20 protein-coding genes and 1 other RNA gene are annotated in these 17,318 nt (G+C 67.6%); 10 read left to right on the forward strand and 11 right to left on the reverse strand.

From position 1 onward, the window contains the following. Positions 1-26 precede the first annotated feature (26 nt). Positions 27-947: a helix-turn-helix domain-containing GNAT family N-acetyltransferase gene (locus BGO82_RS20660; RefSeq protein ID WP_291307507.1), complete on the forward strand. Its 921-nt coding sequence runs from the start codon at positions 27-29 to the stop codon at positions 945-947. A 23-nt stretch (positions 948-970) separates the two neighbouring features. Here BGO82_RS20660 and BGO82_RS20665 read toward each other — a convergent pair whose 3' ends face one another. Together BGO82_RS20665 and BGO82_RS20670 are read right to left on the reverse strand one after the other, a co-directional pair. Next, complete coding sequence (locus BGO82_RS20665; protein WP_291307508.1) at positions 971-1,909, reverse strand: glyoxylate/hydroxypyruvate reductase A; 939 nt, start codon at positions 1,907-1,909, stop codon at positions 971-973. A 69-nt stretch (positions 1,910-1,978) separates the two neighbouring features. Beyond that, positions 1,979-2,845 (reverse strand): cytochrome c family protein, encoded by an 867-nt coding sequence (locus tag BGO82_RS20670; RefSeq protein WP_291307509.1) that lies wholly within the window; start codon positions 2,843-2,845, stop codon positions 1,979-1,981. Positions 2,846-3,085: 240 nt separating this feature from the next. Here BGO82_RS20670 and BGO82_RS20675 point away from each other — a divergent pair, with 240 nt between their 5' ends. Next, positions 3,086-3,913, forward strand: a complete 828-nt coding sequence (locus BGO82_RS20675; protein WP_291307510.1) for a prephenate dehydratase — start codon at positions 3,086-3,088, stop codon at positions 3,911-3,913. Between the two features lie 67 nt (positions 3,914-3,980). Here BGO82_RS20675 and BGO82_RS20680 read toward each other — a convergent pair whose 3' ends face one another. The 3 genes from BGO82_RS20680 to BGO82_RS20690 all read right to left on the reverse strand — a co-directional run bounded on the left by BGO82_RS20680 (position 3,981) and on the right by BGO82_RS20690 (position 5,388). Then, positions 3,981-4,322: a hypothetical protein gene (locus BGO82_RS20680; RefSeq protein WP_291307511.1), complete on the reverse strand. Its 342-nt coding sequence runs from the start codon at positions 4,320-4,322 to the stop codon at positions 3,981-3,983. 317 nt (positions 4,323-4,639) lie between these two features. Next, positions 4,640-4,912, reverse strand: coding sequence for a PilZ domain-containing protein (locus tag BGO82_RS20685; protein WP_291307512.1), 273 nt, complete (start codon positions 4,910-4,912; stop codon positions 4,640-4,642). A gap of 107 nt (positions 4,913-5,019) precedes the next feature. After that, positions 5,020-5,388, reverse strand: a complete 369-nt coding sequence (locus tag BGO82_RS20690) for a hypothetical protein (protein WP_291307513.1) — start codon at positions 5,386-5,388, stop codon at positions 5,020-5,022. A 123-nt stretch (positions 5,389-5,511) separates the two neighbouring features. On the opposite strand from BGO82_RS20690, the gene ffs reads away from it, so the two are divergent. Further along, an RNA gene (gene ffs / locus BGO82_RS20695) (signal recognition particle sRNA small type) lies at positions 5,512-5,609 on the forward strand. Between the two features lie 10 nt (positions 5,610-5,619). On the opposite strand, the gene BGO82_RS20700 is transcribed toward ffs, so the two are convergent. Genes BGO82_RS20700 through BGO82_RS20710 form a run of 3 tightly spaced genes read right to left on the reverse strand, consistent with a single transcriptional unit; the run spans position 5,620 to position 8,693 of the window. Continuing rightward, positions 5,620-6,057 carry a pseudoazurin gene (locus BGO82_RS20700; protein WP_291307514.1) on the reverse strand — a complete coding sequence of 146 codons (438 nt, stop codon included), beginning with the start codon at positions 6,055-6,057 and terminating at the stop codon, positions 5,620-5,622. Further along, positions 6,042-6,575, reverse strand: a complete 534-nt coding sequence (locus tag BGO82_RS20705; RefSeq protein WP_291307515.1) for a cytochrome c — start codon at positions 6,573-6,575, stop codon at positions 6,042-6,044. Before BGO82_RS20705 ends, BGO82_RS20700 begins: the two co-directional genes overlap by 16 nt. 60 nt (positions 6,576-6,635) lie before the next feature. Beyond that, on the reverse strand, positions 6,636-8,693 hold the full coding sequence (locus BGO82_RS20710) for an FAD-dependent oxidoreductase (protein ID WP_291307516.1): 2,058 nt from the start codon (positions 8,691-8,693) through the stop codon (positions 6,636-6,638). A 260-nt stretch (positions 8,694-8,953) separates the two neighbouring features. On the opposite strand from BGO82_RS20710, the gene BGO82_RS20715 reads away from it, so the two are divergent. From BGO82_RS20715 to recR, 4 genes are all read left to right on the forward strand, one after another. Next, on the forward strand, positions 8,954-9,439 hold the full coding sequence (locus BGO82_RS20715) for a MarR family transcriptional regulator (RefSeq protein WP_291307517.1): 486 nt from the start codon (positions 8,954-8,956) through the stop codon (positions 9,437-9,439). Positions 9,440-9,500: 61 nt separating this feature from the next. Continuing rightward, entirely contained in the window at positions 9,501-11,303 is a 1,803-nt protein-coding gene (locus BGO82_RS20720) for a DNA polymerase III subunit gamma/tau (protein ID WP_291307518.1), read from the forward strand. After that, positions 11,303-11,626, forward strand: a complete 324-nt coding sequence (locus BGO82_RS20725) for a YbaB/EbfC family nucleoid-associated protein (RefSeq protein WP_291307519.1) — start codon at positions 11,303-11,305, stop codon at positions 11,624-11,626. Before BGO82_RS20720 ends, BGO82_RS20725 begins: the two co-directional genes overlap by 1 nt. A gap of 117 nt (positions 11,627-11,743) precedes the next feature. After that, complete coding sequence (recR, locus tag BGO82_RS20730) at positions 11,744-12,334, forward strand: recombination mediator RecR (RefSeq protein WP_291307520.1); 591 nt, start codon at positions 11,744-11,746, stop codon at positions 12,332-12,334. A gap of 24 nt (positions 12,335-12,358) precedes the next feature. Here recR and BGO82_RS20735 read toward each other — a convergent pair whose 3' ends face one another. Both BGO82_RS20735 and rmuC read right to left on the reverse strand, forming a co-directional pair. Next, positions 12,359-12,847, reverse strand: coding sequence for a hypothetical protein (locus BGO82_RS20735; protein WP_291307521.1), 489 nt, complete (start codon positions 12,845-12,847; stop codon positions 12,359-12,361). Between the two features lie 86 nt (positions 12,848-12,933). Further along, entirely contained in the window at positions 12,934-14,112 is a 1,179-nt protein-coding gene (rmuC, locus tag BGO82_RS20740) for a DNA recombination protein RmuC (protein WP_291307522.1), read from the reverse strand. A 125-nt stretch (positions 14,113-14,237) separates the two neighbouring features. On the opposite strand from rmuC, the gene def reads away from it, so the two are divergent. The 3 genes from def to truA all read left to right on the forward strand — a co-directional run bounded on the left by def (position 14,238) and on the right by truA (position 16,721). After that, entirely contained in the window at positions 14,238-14,759 is a 522-nt protein-coding gene (gene def / locus BGO82_RS20745; RefSeq protein WP_291307523.1) for a peptide deformylase, read from the forward strand. A gap of 149 nt (positions 14,760-14,908) precedes the next feature. Then, a complete protein-coding gene (gene fmt / locus BGO82_RS20750; RefSeq protein ID WP_291307524.1) occupies positions 14,909-15,829 on the forward strand; it encodes a methionyl-tRNA formyltransferase in 921 nt (306 codons plus the stop codon). Between the two features lie 154 nt (positions 15,830-15,983). Further along, entirely contained in the window at positions 15,984-16,721 is a 738-nt protein-coding gene (gene truA / locus BGO82_RS20755) for a tRNA pseudouridine(38-40) synthase TruA (RefSeq protein WP_291307525.1), read from the forward strand. Between the two features lie 10 nt (positions 16,722-16,731). Here truA and BGO82_RS20760 read toward each other — a convergent pair whose 3' ends face one another. Further along, positions 16,732-17,313: a hypothetical protein gene (locus BGO82_RS20760; RefSeq protein WP_291307526.1), complete on the reverse strand. Its 582-nt coding sequence runs from the start codon at positions 17,311-17,313 to the stop codon at positions 16,732-16,734. Between the last annotated feature and the right edge of the window lie 5 nt (positions 17,314-17,318).

Below are 17,318 nucleotides of genomic sequence, written 5' to 3' on the forward strand. Positions count from 1 at the left end.
CAATATATATGACGATGTCACCCATCATGAGTGACAGCGTCATTGCCGACATCCGCGCCTTCAACCGCTTCTACACCCGCCAGATCGGGCTCCTGAACGAGCACGTGGCGCAAAGCCGCTTCAGCCTTGCCGAGGGGCGCGTGCTCTACGAATTGAGCAAGCGCGGCCACGCGATGGGCAGCGAGCTGGCGCAATCGCTCGGCATCGACCCGGCCTATCTGAGCCGCATGCTGCGCAAATTCGTGGCCGCCGATCTCGTGGTGCTGACCCCGAGCCTCTCCGATCGGCGCTCCAGCGAGATCGCGCTGACCCGCGAGGGCGACGCGGCGGTCGAGGAGCTCGAAGCCCTCAACGACGACGCGATCGAATCGGTGCTGCAGGCGGTGCCGGCGGCCGACCGCGCCACGCTGGTGGCCGCGATGGCGAGCATCCGCCGCATCCTCGGCGATCCGCCGGCGCCCGGCCCGGTCATCCTGCGCCCGCACCGCATCGGCGACATGGGCTGGATGATCCACCGCCAGGCCATCCTCTACAACCGCCAGTTCGGCTGGAACATCGGCTTCGAATCGCTCATCGCCGGCATCTACAGCCAGTTCCAGGAGGCGCCGGCGACGCCGCCCAAGGCGCTGTGGGTGGCCGAGCAGAATGGCGGCATCGTCGGCTCGGTCTTCGTCATGCCCTCGGCCGGCCTCGAGGGCTCGGCGCAACTGCGCATGCTCTATGTCGAGCGCGCCGCGCGCGGGCAGGGGGTCGGCGCCGCGCTCGTGGCCCAGGCCATAGGCTTCGCCCGCGACAACGGCTATGCCCGCATGCGGCTGTGGACCCACACAGTGCAGGAGTCCGCCCGCAAGCTCTACGCCGCCGCCGGCTTCGCCGTGGTCGAGACCATCCCGGAGGACAATTTCGGGGTGAAGATGGTGGGCGAGATCTGGGAAATGGTGTTCTAGTCCAGCAGGCCTTGTGCGCTGGCCTAGTATCCCCGCCGGCGATCCACGACGTTGGGCAGCGGCTCGCCGTTTTCGTGCGCGCGGATGATGGCCGAGAAATAGGCGACGCCGGCGTCGATGTTGCTGATCGCGGCGATGTGCGGCGTGAGGTAGGCGTTGTCGAGCTCCCAGAGCGGGCTCTGCGGGCTGAGCGGCTCGGTCTCGAACACGTCGAGGCTGGCGGCGCCCAGCGTGCCGTCGCGCAGCGCCCGCACGATGTCGGCCTCCACCTGGTGTCCGCCGCGCGCGCCGTTGACGATCACCGGGCCGCCGTCGAGCTTGCGGCGCAGCTTCTTGAACAGCGCGTAGTCGAGGATGCCTCTGGTGTCGGGCGTCAGCGGCAGCAGGCAGCAGAGGATGTCGGTCTGGCTCAGGAAGTCGTCGAGCGCATCGCCCGAAAATGTCCTGACGCCCGCGATCTGCTTCGGCGACCGGCTCCAGCCGAGCACGCCGAACCCGAGCCCGGCGAGCTTCTGCGCCGCATCGACGCCGAGCACGCCCAGCCCCATGATGCCGACATTGGTCTCGCTCGCCGCCGGCGGATAGAGCTGCACCCAGCGCCGCGCCGCCTGGTCGCGCCTGAAGCGCGTGAACAGCCGCTGGTGCATGGTCACCGAGGCTGCCACGTAGTCGCTCATCCGCTGCGTCAGGTCGGCATCGACGAAGCGCACGACCGGCGCGTCGGGCAGCCTGGGATGCTTGAGCAGCGCGTCGACGCCGGCGCCCAGCGACAGCACCGCCTTGAGGTTGTCGAGCCCGTCGAAGGCCCCGGGTTTCGGCTTCCACACGAAGATGTAGTCGACCGCCCTGGGGTCGAACGCCTCGCTCTGGCGCACCACCGTCACGCCGGGCAGGGCCGCCTTGTAGGTCGCCGCCCACTTCGCTTCGTCGACGTCGGAGAGGTGGAGCAGCAGCGTCGTCATCGGGGTTCTCAAAACGCAGGAGCCGCACCCTAAGGCACGGCTCCAATCAGGTCCAATAGGCGATAGTGACTACTGCGCGGCCGACGACGACGCGGTTTCGCTCGAGGCAGCCGGGGCGGCCTCGCTCGATGCCGGAGCCGCTTCGCTGCTCGCCGGGGCGGCGGCGCTGCTGGCCGGAGCGGCCTCGCTGCTGGCCGAGGGCGCCGCGACCGTCTGCTCGACCGAGCTGGCGCCGGCCGGCGTGTTGGTGGTGGTGCCGGTGCCGGGCGAATTGGTCTTGTTCGGATCGGTCGTCGCCGGGGTTTCGACCGCCTGACCCTGCGGCACCGACGAGGTGGCGCTGGTGGTCTGGTCCGCCGTCGGCGCCTGCCCGCCGGCCGGAGCCGCCGGCGCCGGGAACGGCACGGGCGAATGGCTCAGCGTCGACAGATAGGCGATGATGTTGGCGCGGTCCTTGTCGTCCTTGTCGCCGGCATAGGTCATCTTGGTGCCCGGCGCGAAGGCCTTGGGCGAGATCAGCCACTGGTTGAGCTTCTCGTAATCCCAGGTCTCGCTGGCATGCGCCTTGAGCGCCTCGGAGAACGCGAAGCCCGGCACGTCGGCGATCTTCTCGCCCACGATGCCGTAGAGGTTCGGGCCGGTCTTGTTCGGGCCGCCTTCGGTGAAATCGTGGCACGACGAGCACTTCTTGGCCGCGGCCTCGCCCGCCTTGGGGTCGGCGCTGGCGAGCAGCGTGCCGATGTCGACCGGCGCCGCCGGGCCGGCGGTGGTGGTGTTGCCGCTGCCTTCGTCGGCAGGAGCCGCCGGCAGGTCGTAGCCCGGTCCTGAGCCGTGCGCCGGCTCGTAGATCGCTTCAGCGAGGAAACCCACGCCCATCACGAACAGCAGCGTGCCCAGAATCGCGCCGATAATCTTGTTGAGTTCGAACGAATCCATCGTGGGGTCCCTAAGCCTTCTCCGGCGCGGTATAAACGAGCGGGAACAAGCCTGTAAACGCCGCTTCTGCGTCAATGCAGCGCAGCAGCCCCCACCCGATGCGCCGGCAAGATAGTCTTAGCCAAATCCAGCCGCAACCGGCTTTCCCACCCTGCGACAACGAGGGGCCCCGCCCGGTTGACTTGCCGCAAAGCGCGGGTTCATAGAGCCGGCGCAAGCGGCACCACAGGGCATCCCATCATGGCCAAACTCATCGCCTTCCAGGGCGAACCCGGCGCGTTCAGCCACGCGGCGGCGCACGCGCTGTTCCCCAGGGGCGAACCGGTGCCGTGCGTCACCTTCGAGGACACCATCACCGCGGTGCAGTCCGGCAAGGCCGATTTCGGCGTCGTGCCGGTGGAAAACTCGCTCTACGGCCGCATCACCGACATCTACCACCTCCTGCCCGAAAGCGGCCTGTTCATCACCGGCGAGCATTTTCTGCGCATCGAGATGAATCTGCTCGGCCTGAAGGGCACCACGCTCAAGGACATCAAGGCGGTGCAGTCGCTGAGCGTGGCGCTCGGCCAGTGCCGCAAATTCATCCGCAAGCACCGGCTCAAGACCATCAACGGCGTCGACACGGCGGGCAGCGCCCACGAGATCGCCGAGCGCGGCGACCGCAGCGTCGGCGCCATCGCCTCGCGCTTTGCCGCCGAGGTCTACGGCCTCGACATCCTGGCCGAAAACATCGAGGACGCCGCGCACAACACCACGCGCTTCCTGGTCATCTCCAAGACGCCCGAGACCCCGAAACCCGGCAAGGGCCGGGTCAAGACCACCTTCGTGTTCCGCGTCCGCAACGTGCCGGCGGCGCTCTACAAGGCGATGGGCGGCTTCGCCACCAACGGCGTCAACATGACCAAGCTCGAAAGCTACATGCTCGACGGCTCGTTCACCGCCACCCAGTTCTATGCCGACATCGAAGGCCATCCCGACGACCGCAGCGTGCAGCTCGCCTTCGAGGAGCTCGGCTTTTTCACCGACAAGTTCCGCGTGCTCGGGGTCTATCCCGCCGCCACGCCCTGAGTCGGGCGCAAAAAAAGAGCGGGGACCCTCGCAGGTCCCCGCTCCCCCAGTCAGAGGACGCGACTGATTACGGCTTCTTGGGGGTCGCCGGCTTGGCGGGAGCCGACTTGGCCGGGGCGGTCTTGACCTTGGCCGGCGCCGGCTTGGCGGGGGCCGCGGCGACGATGGTCACGCCCACTTCCATCTTCTTGTAGGCGTGCCCGGTCACGGTGACCTTCTCGCCGACCTTGACCTTGGAGAAATCGCAGCCCTTGGAGAAATGATAGACGGTCTTGTTGACCGTGGCGGTGCAGGCCTTGGCGTCGAGCGCCTTGAGCGTGCCGGTCACCGACGTGTTGGTCGCGGCGAAGGCAGCCGAGCCGGTCGCAAGCGCGGCCACGAGGGCGAGCGGAAGCACGAATTTGTTCATTGGAGTCTCCGGTGATTGGACCCGGCGGACGCTGCCGGGCGAGGGGCGCCGACGCCTCGTGGCGGCGACGGGACCTGAATAGGCGGCAGCCTTTGCACGCCCTTTTCGCCAATCTTACATCGGTGCAAAGTTACGGCGGCGCGGCGCGGCGGTGGGCGGGCGTGACCGCCGCCCATCGGGGCCACGACTGGATCGCCATTCCCAACCCGACCTACGGCTCGTTCGAATCGGCCCCGTACCGCACCGCGTGGGGCCTCGAAATGCGTTCGACCCGGCCGGTTTGCGCACGGCCGGGTCGAACGACGAATGCTTTGCTCTCAATGTTCGGTGCGGAACTCGACGCCGATTTCCTTGAGCCGCCGCCAGATGATGCGGCAGGGCTGCCGGCTGTGCCCGTCGAGCACGAGGTCGAACGTTTCGGGGATGCCCACCACCGAGTTCACCAGCAGCTTGGCGCCCTTGGGCGACAAATTGCGCACCGTGCAGTCGATGGTCGAGCGCCCGGCGTTGAACACGATCTTGCCGCTCTTGAGGGTGGTGCGGCGCGGCACGCCGCGCTTTTCGGTTTCGATTTCTGCCATCGTTGCCATCGCCGCCTCCGTGAACCGCTGGACAGGGATTGAATGCGTCCCGATCCTATCGGTTTCGTCCGGCGATTCCTGGGCTTTTCATCAAGTTGAGTTAACGCGGGAAGGGCCTATTCCCGATGCACGTAGAGCGTCACCGAATTGCCGCTGATGGTGATGTTGGTGACGTCGTCGGCGCGAAAGCCGCTGCGCGCCAGCGCCTTGGCCAGCACCGGGTTGGCGCCGATGGTCTTGCCCAGGCCCGAGGCATTGCCGAAATCGAGCGGCCCGATGCCCATGCAGAACGGCATGACGTGTACCCGCGTCTTGGGCCCGATCGCCCGCACCGTTTCCTTGCGCACGATGCGGTGGCTCATCATGTCGAGCGCGCTCTCGCATTGCGCCACGAGGTGCGGCGGCGAGTTGATGGCAAGGGCCGGCGCGGCGGGCAGCACCAGGCCGGCGGCCAGCAGGGCGGCGAAAGCGGGGGATCTGAACATCGCGGACTCCGTGGATTTCTGCCTTAACGCCCAATCTGCCACATTGGCTCATCGCCGCCGCGTTAATTCGCGGAAAGCCGCCCGCCCCTTGCACCCGCCGCGCTTTTCACCGATATACCGGCGCGAGAGGTTGGCGCGGACGTGTTCCTCGCCAACCGGGTCAGGTCCGGAAGGAAGCAGCCCCAACGAGACCTTCACGGGTCGTTGCCAGCCTCTCGCCTTCCCCTCGCTTTACTGGATCTGGGCCCAGAGCGGATCGAGCCGCTTTTTGGCGAGCGGCGGCACGTTCACCGCCTTGGCGGCGGCGAGATTGGCTGGCGGCGCATCGCCCACCAGCACCAGCGCCACCATGCCCAGGCCGAAATGCGGCACGCAGCGCACGCCATAGACGCCGGGCACGGTGAAGGTCACCGTCACGTCCTGGCTGATCTGGCCCTTGATCGGCGTCGCCCCGTCCGGCAGCATGCCCGGAATGGTCTGCGCGTCGTGGCCCTTGTCCTTGGCGACGAAATGCACGGTATCGCCCACCGCCACCCTGGTCAGCGGCGGCTCGAACACCATCGCCCCGTCGGGGCCCTTGTTGAGCATGTCGACTTCGAATTCCGCCGCGCCGGCAAGGGCGGTGGAGGCGGCGAGGAGAACGAGCGCGGAGATTATTGTGCGGACCATGTGGGCATCGGCTGTTTCATGAAATTGACCTGGATATAGGCGACGAGGGCCTTGAGCTCGTCCTCGCTGTAGGCGCCGCTGACCAGCGTCCCGGAGGGCGCGGGGCCGAGCGGGTTGCCATAGCACGCGACCTCGCTGTAGGCGCCCTTCAGCCACGCCGGCATACGCGTCTCGGGCATGCCGCATTCGGCGATCTGCAGCATGGTGTCGGGATCGAGCCCCGAGGTCCTGAGGTTCGGGCCGGCCGGGAAGTCGGGACTATGCCCGCCCTGCCCATTGGTGCCGTGGCAATTGTAACAGGCGGCATCCTGCCAGATGTGCTTGCCGGCGGCGAGAATATCGGCGTCGGACGCGGCGGCGATCGGGGCGCTGGAGGCGCTCGATGCCGCTGCGCTGGACGCCGATGCACTGGACGCCGACGAGGCGTCTTCACCGATCACCGGCACTGCGAGGCCGATGCCGAACAGCGCCAGCACGACGGCGAAGGGGGCGGTGCGCAAGGCGAGCTTGGACAACATGATGACCTTTCGTTTCGAGGCGCCGGCGGAGCATCGCCCCGCCGGCCGAGGGCGACCGACTCAGGAGTCCTGGCCCAGCACTGCGTGGGTCGCGGCCATGTAGCCCTCGACTGCGGCCCGGCCGATGCCGTGCTGGCTGCCGCCGCCGCTGGCCTCGCCCCCGGCATAGAGCCCCGGGATGACGTTGCCCTCGAGATCCACCACCTGTGCGTTGCCGTCGATCCTCAGCCCGCCATAGGAGTCGTTGACGGTGACCGGCATCAGCGCGGCGTAGAATGGCGCCTTGTCGATCTTGTGCAGCTTCGGCTTGCCGAACTCCTCGTCTTTGCCGGCGTCGGCCGCGGCATTGTACTTGGCGACGGTCTCTTCGAGATGCGTCAGGTGCATGTGCTGGTACTGGTTGCCGATGACCATGCGCGCCAGCTCTGCCAACGTGTCGGCCTTGAAGAAGTTGCCGTCCGGCGGATCGGCGATATAGGGATGCCGGATCTCCCAGCCATTCTCGTCCACCGCCGCCTGGTCGAAGATCGCCCAGATCGGCCCGGCCGTGTAGTCCGGGCCGCGCGACCCTTCGTTCATCGCCAGCGCCGCGGAATGCATGCCGCTATAGACGTAGGTGTTGCGCACATGCGCGATGCTCGAATTGTTCCAGTCGAGGGCCTTGAACGGCTTGTTGGTGCCCGCCTGCCCGGGCGGATAGGTAGCGCCGAGCAGCGCCTCCTGCATCACCGAGCTTTCGTCGTAGAAGCGCTGGCCGACCTGGTTGACGGCAATCAGCCATTCGGGATCCACCGGCACGCCCGCCGCCCTGACGAACAGGAAGGCCGGATGGCCGGGGAAGGTCGCATCATAGACCGAGGACGTGCCGACTTTCATCTGCACCCGCGGCGCGCCGAGCGTGTGATCCTTGCCCTGGTAGAGCCCGGCCAGCGCCGCGCCCGCCTTCATGCCGGCAATGATGCCGCTCGCATCCTCGTTGCGTTCGCCCATGACGGCGATCGAATACTGGAACGATGGTTCGCGCAGGCGCGGATCGAACATCGTACGGAAGTTGACGTTGCCCATCCAGCCGCCGGTGCCGACGATCACGCCCTTGCGGGCCCGGATGCGGATCATCGGCTTCTTCTCGTCGACATTGCCGTTCTGCCACCAGCTTTCCAGCCGCTCGCCGGTCTGCGGATTGAGCCGCGGCGTATAGCTGGCAGTGACCCCGATGACGCGTCCGCCCGGTTCGCGGATGATCTCGTCCATGTGCCGGTTGAGCATGAATTGCACGCCCTTCTTGCGGGCGCTGTATTCGAGCGGACGGGCGACGGCCCAGCCACCGAACACATAGCCGGGGGCGCCGAAGGCGCTGGCCGAGGGGGCCGGCGGCCAATACATCGGATTGAACGGCGAGCTCTTTTCGTTGTCCGGGTCGCCCGCATCTTCCCGCGTCACGGTACCGGCCTCGATATCGGTCTTGTCGCCGAGTTTGAGGATGGCCCAGGGGGCGCGTGCCTTGCTCATGCCGCTGCCCAGATTCGAGCCGGTGATGCGCGACCAGCGCACATAATTGTCGGACAGGAATTGCCGCACCACGGCGGCATGGTCCGCCCAGCTCCGCAGCAGCGCCGGATCGTTGTAGCGGTATTCCGTCACGCAATTGTCGGCCATCACCGACCAGTCCGTCATGTCCTGGAACAGCGTTTCGACATCGTCGGTGACTTCTTCCGGCGGCAGCACGGGTTTGCCCAGGCCGAGGTTTTCCGGATCGGTGCCGAGCCGGTCGCGCTCCTGCACCCAATCGCCGCCGCCCAGCGACACCCAGCCGCCGGAGTGGGCCATCTTGCCGCCGACATCGTAGTTCTGGTCGATCACCAGCACCGAGGCGCCGAGGTCGCGCGCCCGCACGGCGGCCGGCAGGCCGGTGCCGCCGCTGCCGCAGATCACCACATCCACCTCGTAGTCCCAATGCTCGTTGCGCATGTCGCCCGGCGCCGCCTCGGCGGCGGTGGCAAGGCCGAGGCCGGTGACGCCGACGGCCGCCGCGGCGCCCTTGGCGAAGAAGTCGCGCCGGGAGGTGTCGACGTGATCTTCGTTGTCATCCGCGCTGTGGGGTGGGTTCGATTTTTTCATGACCTCGATCCTCTTCGAATGGGTAGCCGACATCGTCGCGCGGCGGGCCGCGCCAACGATCGGTCCTGATGTCCTGAGGTGCGGGGAAGGGCTCGCACCGTCTCCTCGATGGCCGCGCGGTCTTTGGCCGCGTCGACATTTTGTTTCGTAGCATACAAAGTCCGCCCTGCAAAGATTGTATGCAAGCGTACAATTGTCACGAGAGCTTTACCAGGACGGCTGCACTAAGAGGGCATCGAATCGGCAAGGGCGGGGGACCAATGAGCGACGAGGTAAAGACCATTGCGCAGTTCCGCGCCTATGAACGACGCCAGCCGCGCTATCTCGACCATGCCGACCTGCTGTATCTGATGCACGAATTGTCGCGCATCATCAGCGTGCATTTCGACCGCGTCATGGGCCAGCATCACCTCACCCATTCGCAATGGTGGGCGCTGATGCATGTCTTCGAGCACGAAGGCGCGACGCAGAGCGAGCTCGCCACGATCATGCAGCTCGGCCGCGCCTCGGCCGGCAGCGTCATCGAGCGGCTCGAGGCCAAGGGCTGGGTCGAGCGCCGGCCGGACCCGCGCGACAACCGGGTGCGCCGCGTCTATCTGCTCGATGCCGCCGCACCCATCTTCATGCTGATGGTCGAAGAGGGCCAGCGCATCTTCAAGACCTGGCTCGACGGCATCGATTCCGACACCGAATCGCTGCTTCTGGCCGGACTTCGCCGGATCCGCGACAACGCCGAAGGTCGTTGAAAGCGGCGCACAAGCTGTCACTTGTTTTGCGGTTCGCCCCCTGGATCGCTATATACTTCTCATGGCCGATGCCCTGTTCCCCGAAAGCGAGATGACGCCGCCCGCGCCGGCGGCGCAGGCGCCCTATCTGGTGCTGGCGCGCAAATACCGCCCGTCGAGCTTTTCGACGCTGATCGGCCAGGGCGCGATGGTGCAGACGCTGCGCAACGCGTTCAAATCCGGCCGCATTCCGCACGCCTTCATGCTCACTGGCATCCGCGGCGTGGGCAAGACCACCACCGCCCGCATCCTCGCCCGCGCCGTCAATTTCGAGGACGAGACCGGCCGCCATCCGACGCTCGATCTCGACCGCGAGGGCATCCACGACCGCGCCATCATCGAGGGGCGGCACGTCGACGTGGTGGAGATGGACGCCGCCAGCAACACCGGCATCAACGACATCCGCGAGATCATCGATTCGGTGAAATACGGGCCGGTCTCGGCGCCCTACAAGGTGTACATCATCGACGAGGTGCACATGCTCTCGACGGCGGCCTTCAACGGGCTGCTGAAGACGCTCGAGGAGCCGCCGCCCTATGTGAAGTTCATTTTCGCCACCACCGAGATCCGCAAGGTGCCGGTGACCATCCTGTCCCGCTGCATGCGCTTCGATTTGCGCCGCGTGCCGCCGGAGACGATGACCGCGCATCTGGTCGATCTGCTCGGCAAGGAGGGCATCGGCTACGAGCCCGAGGCGCTGGCCATGATCGTGCGCGCCGGCGAGGGCAGCGTGCGCGACAACCAGTCGCTGCTCGACCAGGCCATCAGCCATGGCGACGGCAGGGTCACCGCCGCCACCGTCAAGGCCATGCTCGGCCTCGGCGACCGGGCCCGCTCGATCGATCTGTTCGAGGCGCTGATGCGCGGCGACATCGCCCAGGCGCTGGCGCTGCTGCACGAGCTCTACGACGCCGGCGCCGACCCCGAAACCGTCATCGGCGATCTCGCCGATTTCACCAACCTCGTGACCCGCATCAAGGTGGTGCCGGCGGCGGCCGACGACGTGTCGCTCACCCCCGACGAGCGCGGCCGCGGCCCCGAGCTGGCGCAGAAGCTGGGCATGCGGGCGCTGAGCCGCGCCTGGCAGATCCTGTTCAAGGGCATGGACGAGGTGAAGACCGCCGGCAACGGTTTGCAGGCCGCCGAGATGGTGCTGGTGCGCCTCGCTTACGCCAGCGAGCTGCCCAGCCCCGACGAGCTCATCGGCAAGCTGCAGAGCGCGCCGACGCCCTCGACCGGCAGCGCCGCGGTGCCGCATCGCGGCGCCATCGGCGGCGGGCCGCAGGCGCCGCGCAGCTTCGAGGCCGCCCCGCGCTACACTTCGTCGGCGGCGCCGGCGGCCCAGCCTGCGCCGATGCCGCAGCCGCTGCCCACCGCCGCGCCGCAGGCCGGGCCGGTGGCGCTCGCCAATCCGCGCACCTATCTCGAACTGGTGACGCTGGCCGGCGAGCGCCGCGACATCCTGCTCAAGACCGCGCTCGAGCAGCAGATGCGGCCGGTCGCCTTCCGCGAGAAATCCATCGAGGTGGCGCTGGTCGAGGGCGCCGACCCCTCCATCATCCAGGTGCTGTCGCGGCGCCTGCGCGAATGGACGGGCCAGACCTGGGGCGTGTCGGTGTCGACGCGCCGGGCCAATGGCCCGACCCTGCGCGACATCAAGGACCAGCACGCCGAAAAGGCCCGGTCCGAGGCCACCGACGATCCGCTGGTGAAGGCCATCCTCGAGCTGTTCCCCGGCGCCACGGTCAAGGTCAGCATGCAGGAGGAGCAGATTCCCGACACGGCCTATGAAGATGCATTCCTGGAAGAGCGTGAGGACGAGTGATGGTCGATTTCATGGGCATGATGAAGAAGGCCGAGGAGCTGCAGCGCAAGATGGCCGAGATGCAGGACGAGGCCGGCCGCGCCACGGTGGAAGGCCGGTCCGGCGGCGGCCTCGTCGTCGTCACCATGAGCGGCAAGGGCGAGCTCAAGGGCCTGAAGATCGATCCGTCGCTGTTCAAAGAGGACGATGTCGAGGTGCTGGAGGATCTGATCGTCACCGCGCACAACGAAGCCAAGGGCAAGGCCGAGGAGATGATGCAGCGCCGGATGGCCGAGATGACCCAGGGCCTGCCGTTGCCGCCCGGCATGAAACTGCCGTTCTAATAAGGGTGAATGGTAAATGGTGAATGGTGAATGGCAGGCCGGCCGGTGGCGTAGCTGCGGTGTGATGCGGCTGCATGCCGCCATTCACCATTCACTATTCACCATTCACGCCACCTGATGGCGTCCGGTCCCGAAATCGAGCAGCTGATCCAGCTGCTGGCGCGCCTGCCGGGGCTGGGGCCGCGGTCGGCGCGGCGCGCCGTGCTGCACCTGATCAAGAAGAAGGACGCGCTGATGATCCCGCTGTCGGCGGCGCTCGACCGCGCCGTCGAGACGGTGCGCGTCTGCGAGATCTGCGGGAATGTCGACACGCACTCGCCCTGCGGCATCTGCACCGACCCGCGGCGGGTGAGCGGCATCCTGATCGTGGTCGAGGATGTCGCCGATGTGTGGGCGCTGGAGCGTGCCGGCGTGGGCGCGGTGAAATATCACGTGCTCGGCGGCGTGCTGTCGCCGCTCGACGGCGTCGGCCCCGACGATCTGTCGATCGACCAGCTGCTGCAGCGCGCGCCCGATTTCAGCGAGATCGTTCTCGCCATGAACGCCACGGTCGAGGGCCAGACCACGGCGCACTACATCACCGACCGGCTCACCGCCTCGGGCGTCAAGATCACCCGCCTCGCCCACGGCGTCCCCGTCGGCGGCGAGCTCGACTACCTGGACGAGGGCACGCTGAGCCAGGCGCTGAAGGCCCGCACCAGCATGTGATTTGCAGTCGGCCCGACGGGCGGATCACTTCACTCCGCGGTCCACGTCGAAGCCGTCGCCGTCGTCCCATTCCTCGGGGTCGAGCACGTCGTCGGGGAGGGGCTCCGAACCGTCGGTCAGCGAGGCTTCGTCGTCCTCCTCGATGTCTTCCAGCTCGTCGGAATCGGGCGCCAGCGTCTCGCGGTGGTTGCGCGGGTCGTCGTCCACCGACACCTCGTCGAACGCCAGGTCCGGGTCGCGCTCCATGTCGCCCTGCAGCCGCGCCACTGCTTCGTCGATCTCGCTGAGCAGCGCGGCCGGATCGCCGTCGCCGAAATCGCCGGGAGTGTCGTCGCGCAATTGCGCCGCCAGCTCCTTGAGGCGCTCGATGCGTTCGCCCGGCGGCCGGTCGTCGCCGTAGAGCAGCTCCTCGATCTCCGCCTGGCTGATCGGCAGGGCGGTGAGCATCTGCCCCCAGCCGTCCTGCGCCGTCACGTCCTGCGGCAAAATCCGTCCGGGATGGGCATTGCTCATGGTGGTCTCCTCGTTGCCTCCCAACGCAACGCTTGACTCCAGCCATGGGTTTCCGCGCCGGCCTCAGGGCCGGCCATGCCGACCGGTCATTCGCCGGCGAGACGCTGCCGCTCCGCCGGCTCGTCGAATTCCATCGAGGCGATGCGCTCGCCACGCCGCGTCACCTTGCCGGAGGAGACGATGATGTCGCCGATATCGTCGCCCGCCTGCCGGAAATGGTTCTGCAGCTTGCGCACCCGCTCGTCGAGCCGGCCGACATCGCCCAAAAGCTCCATCACTTCCTTCTGGATCTTGTGCGCTTCCTCGCGGATGCGCACGTCGCGCAGCAGCGCCTGCACCACCTGGATGGAGAGCATCAGCAGCGACGGCGACACGATCACCACCCGCGCCCGCGCCGCCCGCTGCACCACGTCCTCGAAGCGCTCGTGGATATCGGCGAAGATCGATTCCGACGGCACGAACAGGAACGCGGTGTCCTGCGTCTCGCCGGCGATCAGGTATTTTTCCGCGATCGCCCGGATGTGCACCTGCATGTCCTGGCGGAAGCCGAGCGCCGCCACGCGCTGTTCGGCCTCGTTCTGTGCCGCGCCCAGCCGCTGCCAGCTCTCGAGCGGAAACTTGGCGTCGATCACCAGCGGCGGCGCGTTGTTGGGCATGAAGATCACGCAGTCCGGCCGGCTGTTGTTGCTGAGCGTATGCTGGAAGGCGAAGGCGCCGATCGGCAGCCCGTCGCCGACGATGCTCTCCATCCGCCCCTGCCCGAAGGCGCCGCGCGTCTGCTTGTTGGCGAGGATCGACTGCAGCCCCACCACGTCCTTGCTCAGCGAGGTGATGTTGGCCTGCGCCCTGTCGATCACCGCCAGCCGCTCGTTGAGCTTGCCCAGCGAGTCTTCGTTCTTCTTCTGCGTCGCCTCGATCGCCTGGCCGACCTTCTGGCTCTGCGCGTCGAGCCGCTCGTTGACCAGCCGGGCCAGGTCCGAGGTACGCGAGCCGAAGATCTCGGCCATCGTCTGCATGCGCCCGGTCATCTCGCTCTGTACCTGCAGCAGATGCGCCAGCGTCTTTTCAGCCTCCTCGGTCTTGCGGCGCGCCGCCTCGGCCGCTTCGGCCTGCGCCGCGGCCTCCGCCGCCCGCGCTTTGGCCGAGCGCAGCGAGATCACCAGCACCGCCACCAGCAGGGCGGCGACCAGCACCGCCGCCGCGGCATAGGCGGCCACCGCCACGGTGACCTCGACATCGCCGAGCGAAAACAACAGCTTTTCCATGCAGCAGAGCCTACCCGATTCGGCTTAACAGGTTCTCGTATTGTTCTTGGCCGGTCAACAGCCGGTTGACCCCCGCGGCGCAAATACCATATGTGGGCCAAAGCTCCCTGAAAGGCCGAAATTTTATGGCGAAACGCGAAATCCTTGTGCTGCCCGACCAGCGCCTGCGCCAGGTCGCCGACACGATCCCCGACGTGGACGATGCGGTGAAGCAGCTCGCGGCCGACATGCTCGAAACCATGTACGCCGCCCCCGGCATCGGCCTCGCCGCCACGCAGATCGGCGAGATGAAGCGCCTGGTCGTCATGGACCTCGCCAAGGAGGGCGAGACGCCCGACCCGATCGTGATGATCAATCCCGAGATCAAGAAGTACTCGGACGAGACCGTCACCACCGAGGAAGGCTGCCTGTCCATCCCCGAGATCTATTACGACGTCGAGCGCCCGGCCGAGGTCACCGTCGAATATACCGACCTCGAGGGCAAGCGCGTCACCCGCGACGCCAAGGACCGCCTCGCCATCTGCGTGCAGCACGAGCTCGACCACCTCGATGGCGTGCTCTACATCGACTACCTGTCGCGCCTCAAGCGCGACCGCGTGCTGAAGAAATTCCAGAAGGCCGAGAAGCTGCAGAAGAAGGCGAGCTGAGGTTGCGTACGGCCCCTCACCCGCCTCGCTTCGCGAGGCACCCTCTCCCTGGCGGGGAGAGGGGAGGCCGGAACCGCAACCGCAGCCAGCTCCCCGCTCCCCGCCGGGGAGAGGGTGGCCGCACAGCGGCCGGGTGAGGGCCCGAAAACATGCGCATCATCTTCATGGGCACCCCGGATTTCGCCGTGCCCACCCTCACCGAGATCGTCGGGACCGGCCACGAAGTGGTCGCCGTCTATAGCCGCGCGCCCAAGCCGGCGGGACGTGGCCAGGCCGAGCGCAAATCGCCGGTGCACCTGGCCGCCGAGGGCTTCGGCCTGCTGGTGCGTACGCCGAAATCGCTGCGCGACGCCGGCGAGCAGGCGGCCTTCGCCGCACTCGGCGCCGATGTCGGCGTCGTCGTTGCCTATGGCCTCATCCTGCCTTTGCCGATCCTCGCGGCGCCACGGCTCGGCTGCCTCAACCTCCACGGCTCGCTGCTGCCGCGCTGGCGCGGCGCCGCCCCGATCCAGCGTGCCGTGCTGGCCGGCGACACCCGCACCGCCGCCACCATCATGCAAATGGACGAGGGGCTCGACACCGGCCCCGTGGCGCTGGTCGACGAGATGCCCATCGGCCCCGACATGACCACCGGCGAGCTGCACGACCAGATGATGCGGGTCGGCGCCGACTTGATGGGCCGCGCGCTCGCCGCCCTCGAGCGCGGCTCGCTCACCTTCACGCCGCAGCCGGAGGAGGGCGTCACCTACGCCAAAAAGATCGACAAGGCCGAAGCCCGCATCGACTGGAGCCGGCCGGCGGCGGAGGTGCACAACCTCATCCGCGGCATGTCGCCGTTCCCCGGCGCCTGGTTCGAGCTTGCTCTCAACGGCGTGCCGGTGCGCGTGAAGGCGCTGCGCTCGACGCCGGCTGCGGGGCAGGGCGCCCCCGGCACGATCCTGGATGATCTCACCATCGCCTGCGGCAGCGGCGCGGTGCGGCTGCTGAGCGTGCAGCGCGAGGGCAAGGCGGCGATGGACGCCGAGACCTTTCTGCGCGGAGCGGGAGCATTGCCGGGGCGGGCGAATTGAGCCGGAGCACTTGGCCCCCGCCGCCGGCCCCTCCCCGCAAGGGGGAGGGGGGCGATAGGGCCGCAAGCATGGTGGTGCAGTCGGGCTCCCCTCCCCCTTGCGGGGAGGGGTTTGGGGTGGGGGCAGCGCGCATCCGGCCCGGGAGCAGTCCCTGATGCCCCGCTACGTCCTCGTGCTCGAATATGATGGAACGCCGTTCTGCGGCTGGCAGCGGCAGGCCGGCGCGCTCAGTGTGCAGCAGGTGGTTGAAGAGGCCATCGCCAAGATGTCGGGCGAGACCGTGGCGATCCAGGCGGCCGGCCGCACCGATGCCGGCGTGCATGCGCTGGGCCAGGTGGTGAGCTTCGATCTCGGCAAGGCCTGGGACCCGTTCCGCCTCCGCGAGGCGCTCAACTTCCACACCAAGCCGCACCCCGTCGCCATCGTCGAAGCCGGCGCCGTGCCGGACGGTTTCGAGGCGCGCTTTTCCGCCGTCGCCCGCCACTACGAATACCGCATCCTCAACCGCCGCGGCCGCCCGGCGCTCGACGATCGTCGCGTCTGGCACTGTCCGATGGCGCTCGACGCCGAGGCCATGCACGCCGCGGCGCAGGGCATTCTCGGCAAGCACGATTTCACCACCTTCCGCGCCGCCGAATGCCAGGCGAAATCGCCGGAAAAGACCCTCGACCGCCTCGACGTCAGCCGCGAGGGCGACATGATCGTGGTGCGCGCCACCGCCCGCAGCTTCCTGCACTCGCAGGTGCGCTCGATGGTGGGGTCGCTGAAGCTGGTGGGCGAGGGCAAATGGAGCCCGCGCGATTTCCGCGCCGCCCTCGACGCCCGCGACCGCAGCCGCTGCGGCCCGCTGGCGCCGCCCGAGGGGCTCTATCTGGTGAAGGTCGACTACTGAGGCGCCGGCGCTACAGCCCGGCCGTCGTCAGCTCCGCCGCCACGTCCGGCGGCAGCGGGAACAGCAGCATCAGCAGCAGCAGCCCGATCAAGACGCCGATGATCTGCGCCCCGATCATGAAGGCGATGTGCAGCGGCGACAGCGTCATGACCAGCCGCGCAATATTGACCTCGATGACGATGGCCATGATACCGATGACGAGGATGGCGATGCTGGCGCCGATCCCCGCGGCAAAGATCGCGCCCAGGATCAGCGTTGCGAAAAAATTGAGCCAATTGTAGCTGACCATGTAGGGCAGCAGAGCATCCATGCGCTTGAGCTGGCGCAGCACCAGCGTGGTGAAGCCGAGCTGGAAGCCGTAGATCACCACGAGCTGGAACATCGAGGTGGCGATGCTGTCGTGCCTGCTGGAAAGGATCAGCGGCAGCACCGCGTCGAGCCCGGCGACGATCAGGAGCGCAATGAAGCTGCCGGCCAGCCCGCGCTGCGAAAAGTCGAAATAGCTGCCGGCCCGGCGGTCGCCCACCAGCAGCCGGATCAGGCCGCGCCCGGCGGCCATCAGCTCTTCGAGGAAATTCGCACTTTGCGCCAAGGCGT

Source organism: Devosia sp. 67-54 (assembly GCF_001899075.1).
Classification (GTDB): Bacteria; Pseudomonadota; Alphaproteobacteria; order Rhizobiales; family Devosiaceae; genus Devosia_A.

Excerpts from the sequence above, each read along its gene's own strand:
- BGO82_RS20660 (WP_291307507.1), top strand. The coding sequence starts at position 27 with ATGAGTGACAGCGTCATTGCCGACATCCGCGCCTTCAACCGCTTCTAC.
- BGO82_RS20665 (WP_291307508.1), bottom strand. The coding sequence starts at position 1,909 with ATGACGACGCTGCTGCTCCACCTCTCCGACGTCGACGAAGCGAAGTGG.
- BGO82_RS20670 (WP_291307509.1), bottom strand. The coding sequence starts at position 2,845 with ATGGATTCGTTCGAACTCAACAAGATTATCGGCGCGATTCTGGGCACG.
- BGO82_RS20675 (WP_291307510.1), top strand. The coding sequence starts at position 3,086 with ATGGCCAAACTCATCGCCTTCCAGGGCGAACCCGGCGCGTTCAGCCAC.
- BGO82_RS20680 (WP_291307511.1), bottom strand. The coding sequence starts at position 4,322 with ATGAACAAATTCGTGCTTCCGCTCGCCCTCGTGGCCGCGCTTGCGACC.
- BGO82_RS20685 (WP_291307512.1), bottom strand. The coding sequence starts at position 4,912 with ATGGCAACGATGGCAGAAATCGAAACCGAAAAGCGCGGCGTGCCGCGC.
- BGO82_RS20690 (WP_291307513.1), bottom strand. The coding sequence starts at position 5,388 with ATGTTCAGATCCCCCGCTTTCGCCGCCCTGCTGGCCGCCGGCCTGGTG.
- BGO82_RS20700 (WP_291307514.1), bottom strand. The coding sequence starts at position 6,057 with ATGGTCCGCACAATAATCTCCGCGCTCGTTCTCCTCGCCGCCTCCACC.
- BGO82_RS20705 (WP_291307515.1), bottom strand. The coding sequence starts at position 6,575 with ATGTTGTCCAAGCTCGCCTTGCGCACCGCCCCCTTCGCCGTCGTGCTG.
- BGO82_RS20710 (WP_291307516.1), bottom strand. The coding sequence starts at position 8,693 with ATGAAAAAATCGAACCCACCCCACAGCGCGGATGACAACGAAGATCAC.
- BGO82_RS20715 (WP_291307517.1), top strand. The coding sequence starts at position 8,954 with ATGAGCGACGAGGTAAAGACCATTGCGCAGTTCCGCGCCTATGAACGA.
- BGO82_RS20720 (WP_291307518.1), top strand. The coding sequence starts at position 9,501 with ATGGCCGATGCCCTGTTCCCCGAAAGCGAGATGACGCCGCCCGCGCCG.
- BGO82_RS20725 (WP_291307519.1), top strand. The coding sequence starts at position 11,303 with ATGGTCGATTTCATGGGCATGATGAAGAAGGCCGAGGAGCTGCAGCGC.
- recR (WP_291307520.1), top strand. The coding sequence starts at position 11,744 with ATGGCGTCCGGTCCCGAAATCGAGCAGCTGATCCAGCTGCTGGCGCGC.
- BGO82_RS20735 (WP_291307521.1), bottom strand. The coding sequence starts at position 12,847 with ATGAGCAATGCCCATCCCGGACGGATTTTGCCGCAGGACGTGACGGCG.
- rmuC (WP_291307522.1), bottom strand. The coding sequence starts at position 14,112 with ATGGAAAAGCTGTTGTTTTCGCTCGGCGATGTCGAGGTCACCGTGGCG.
- def (WP_291307523.1), top strand. The coding sequence starts at position 14,238 with ATGGCGAAACGCGAAATCCTTGTGCTGCCCGACCAGCGCCTGCGCCAG.
- fmt (WP_291307524.1), top strand. The coding sequence starts at position 14,909 with ATGCGCATCATCTTCATGGGCACCCCGGATTTCGCCGTGCCCACCCTC.
- truA (WP_291307525.1), top strand. The coding sequence starts at position 15,984 with ATGCCCCGCTACGTCCTCGTGCTCGAATATGATGGAACGCCGTTCTGC.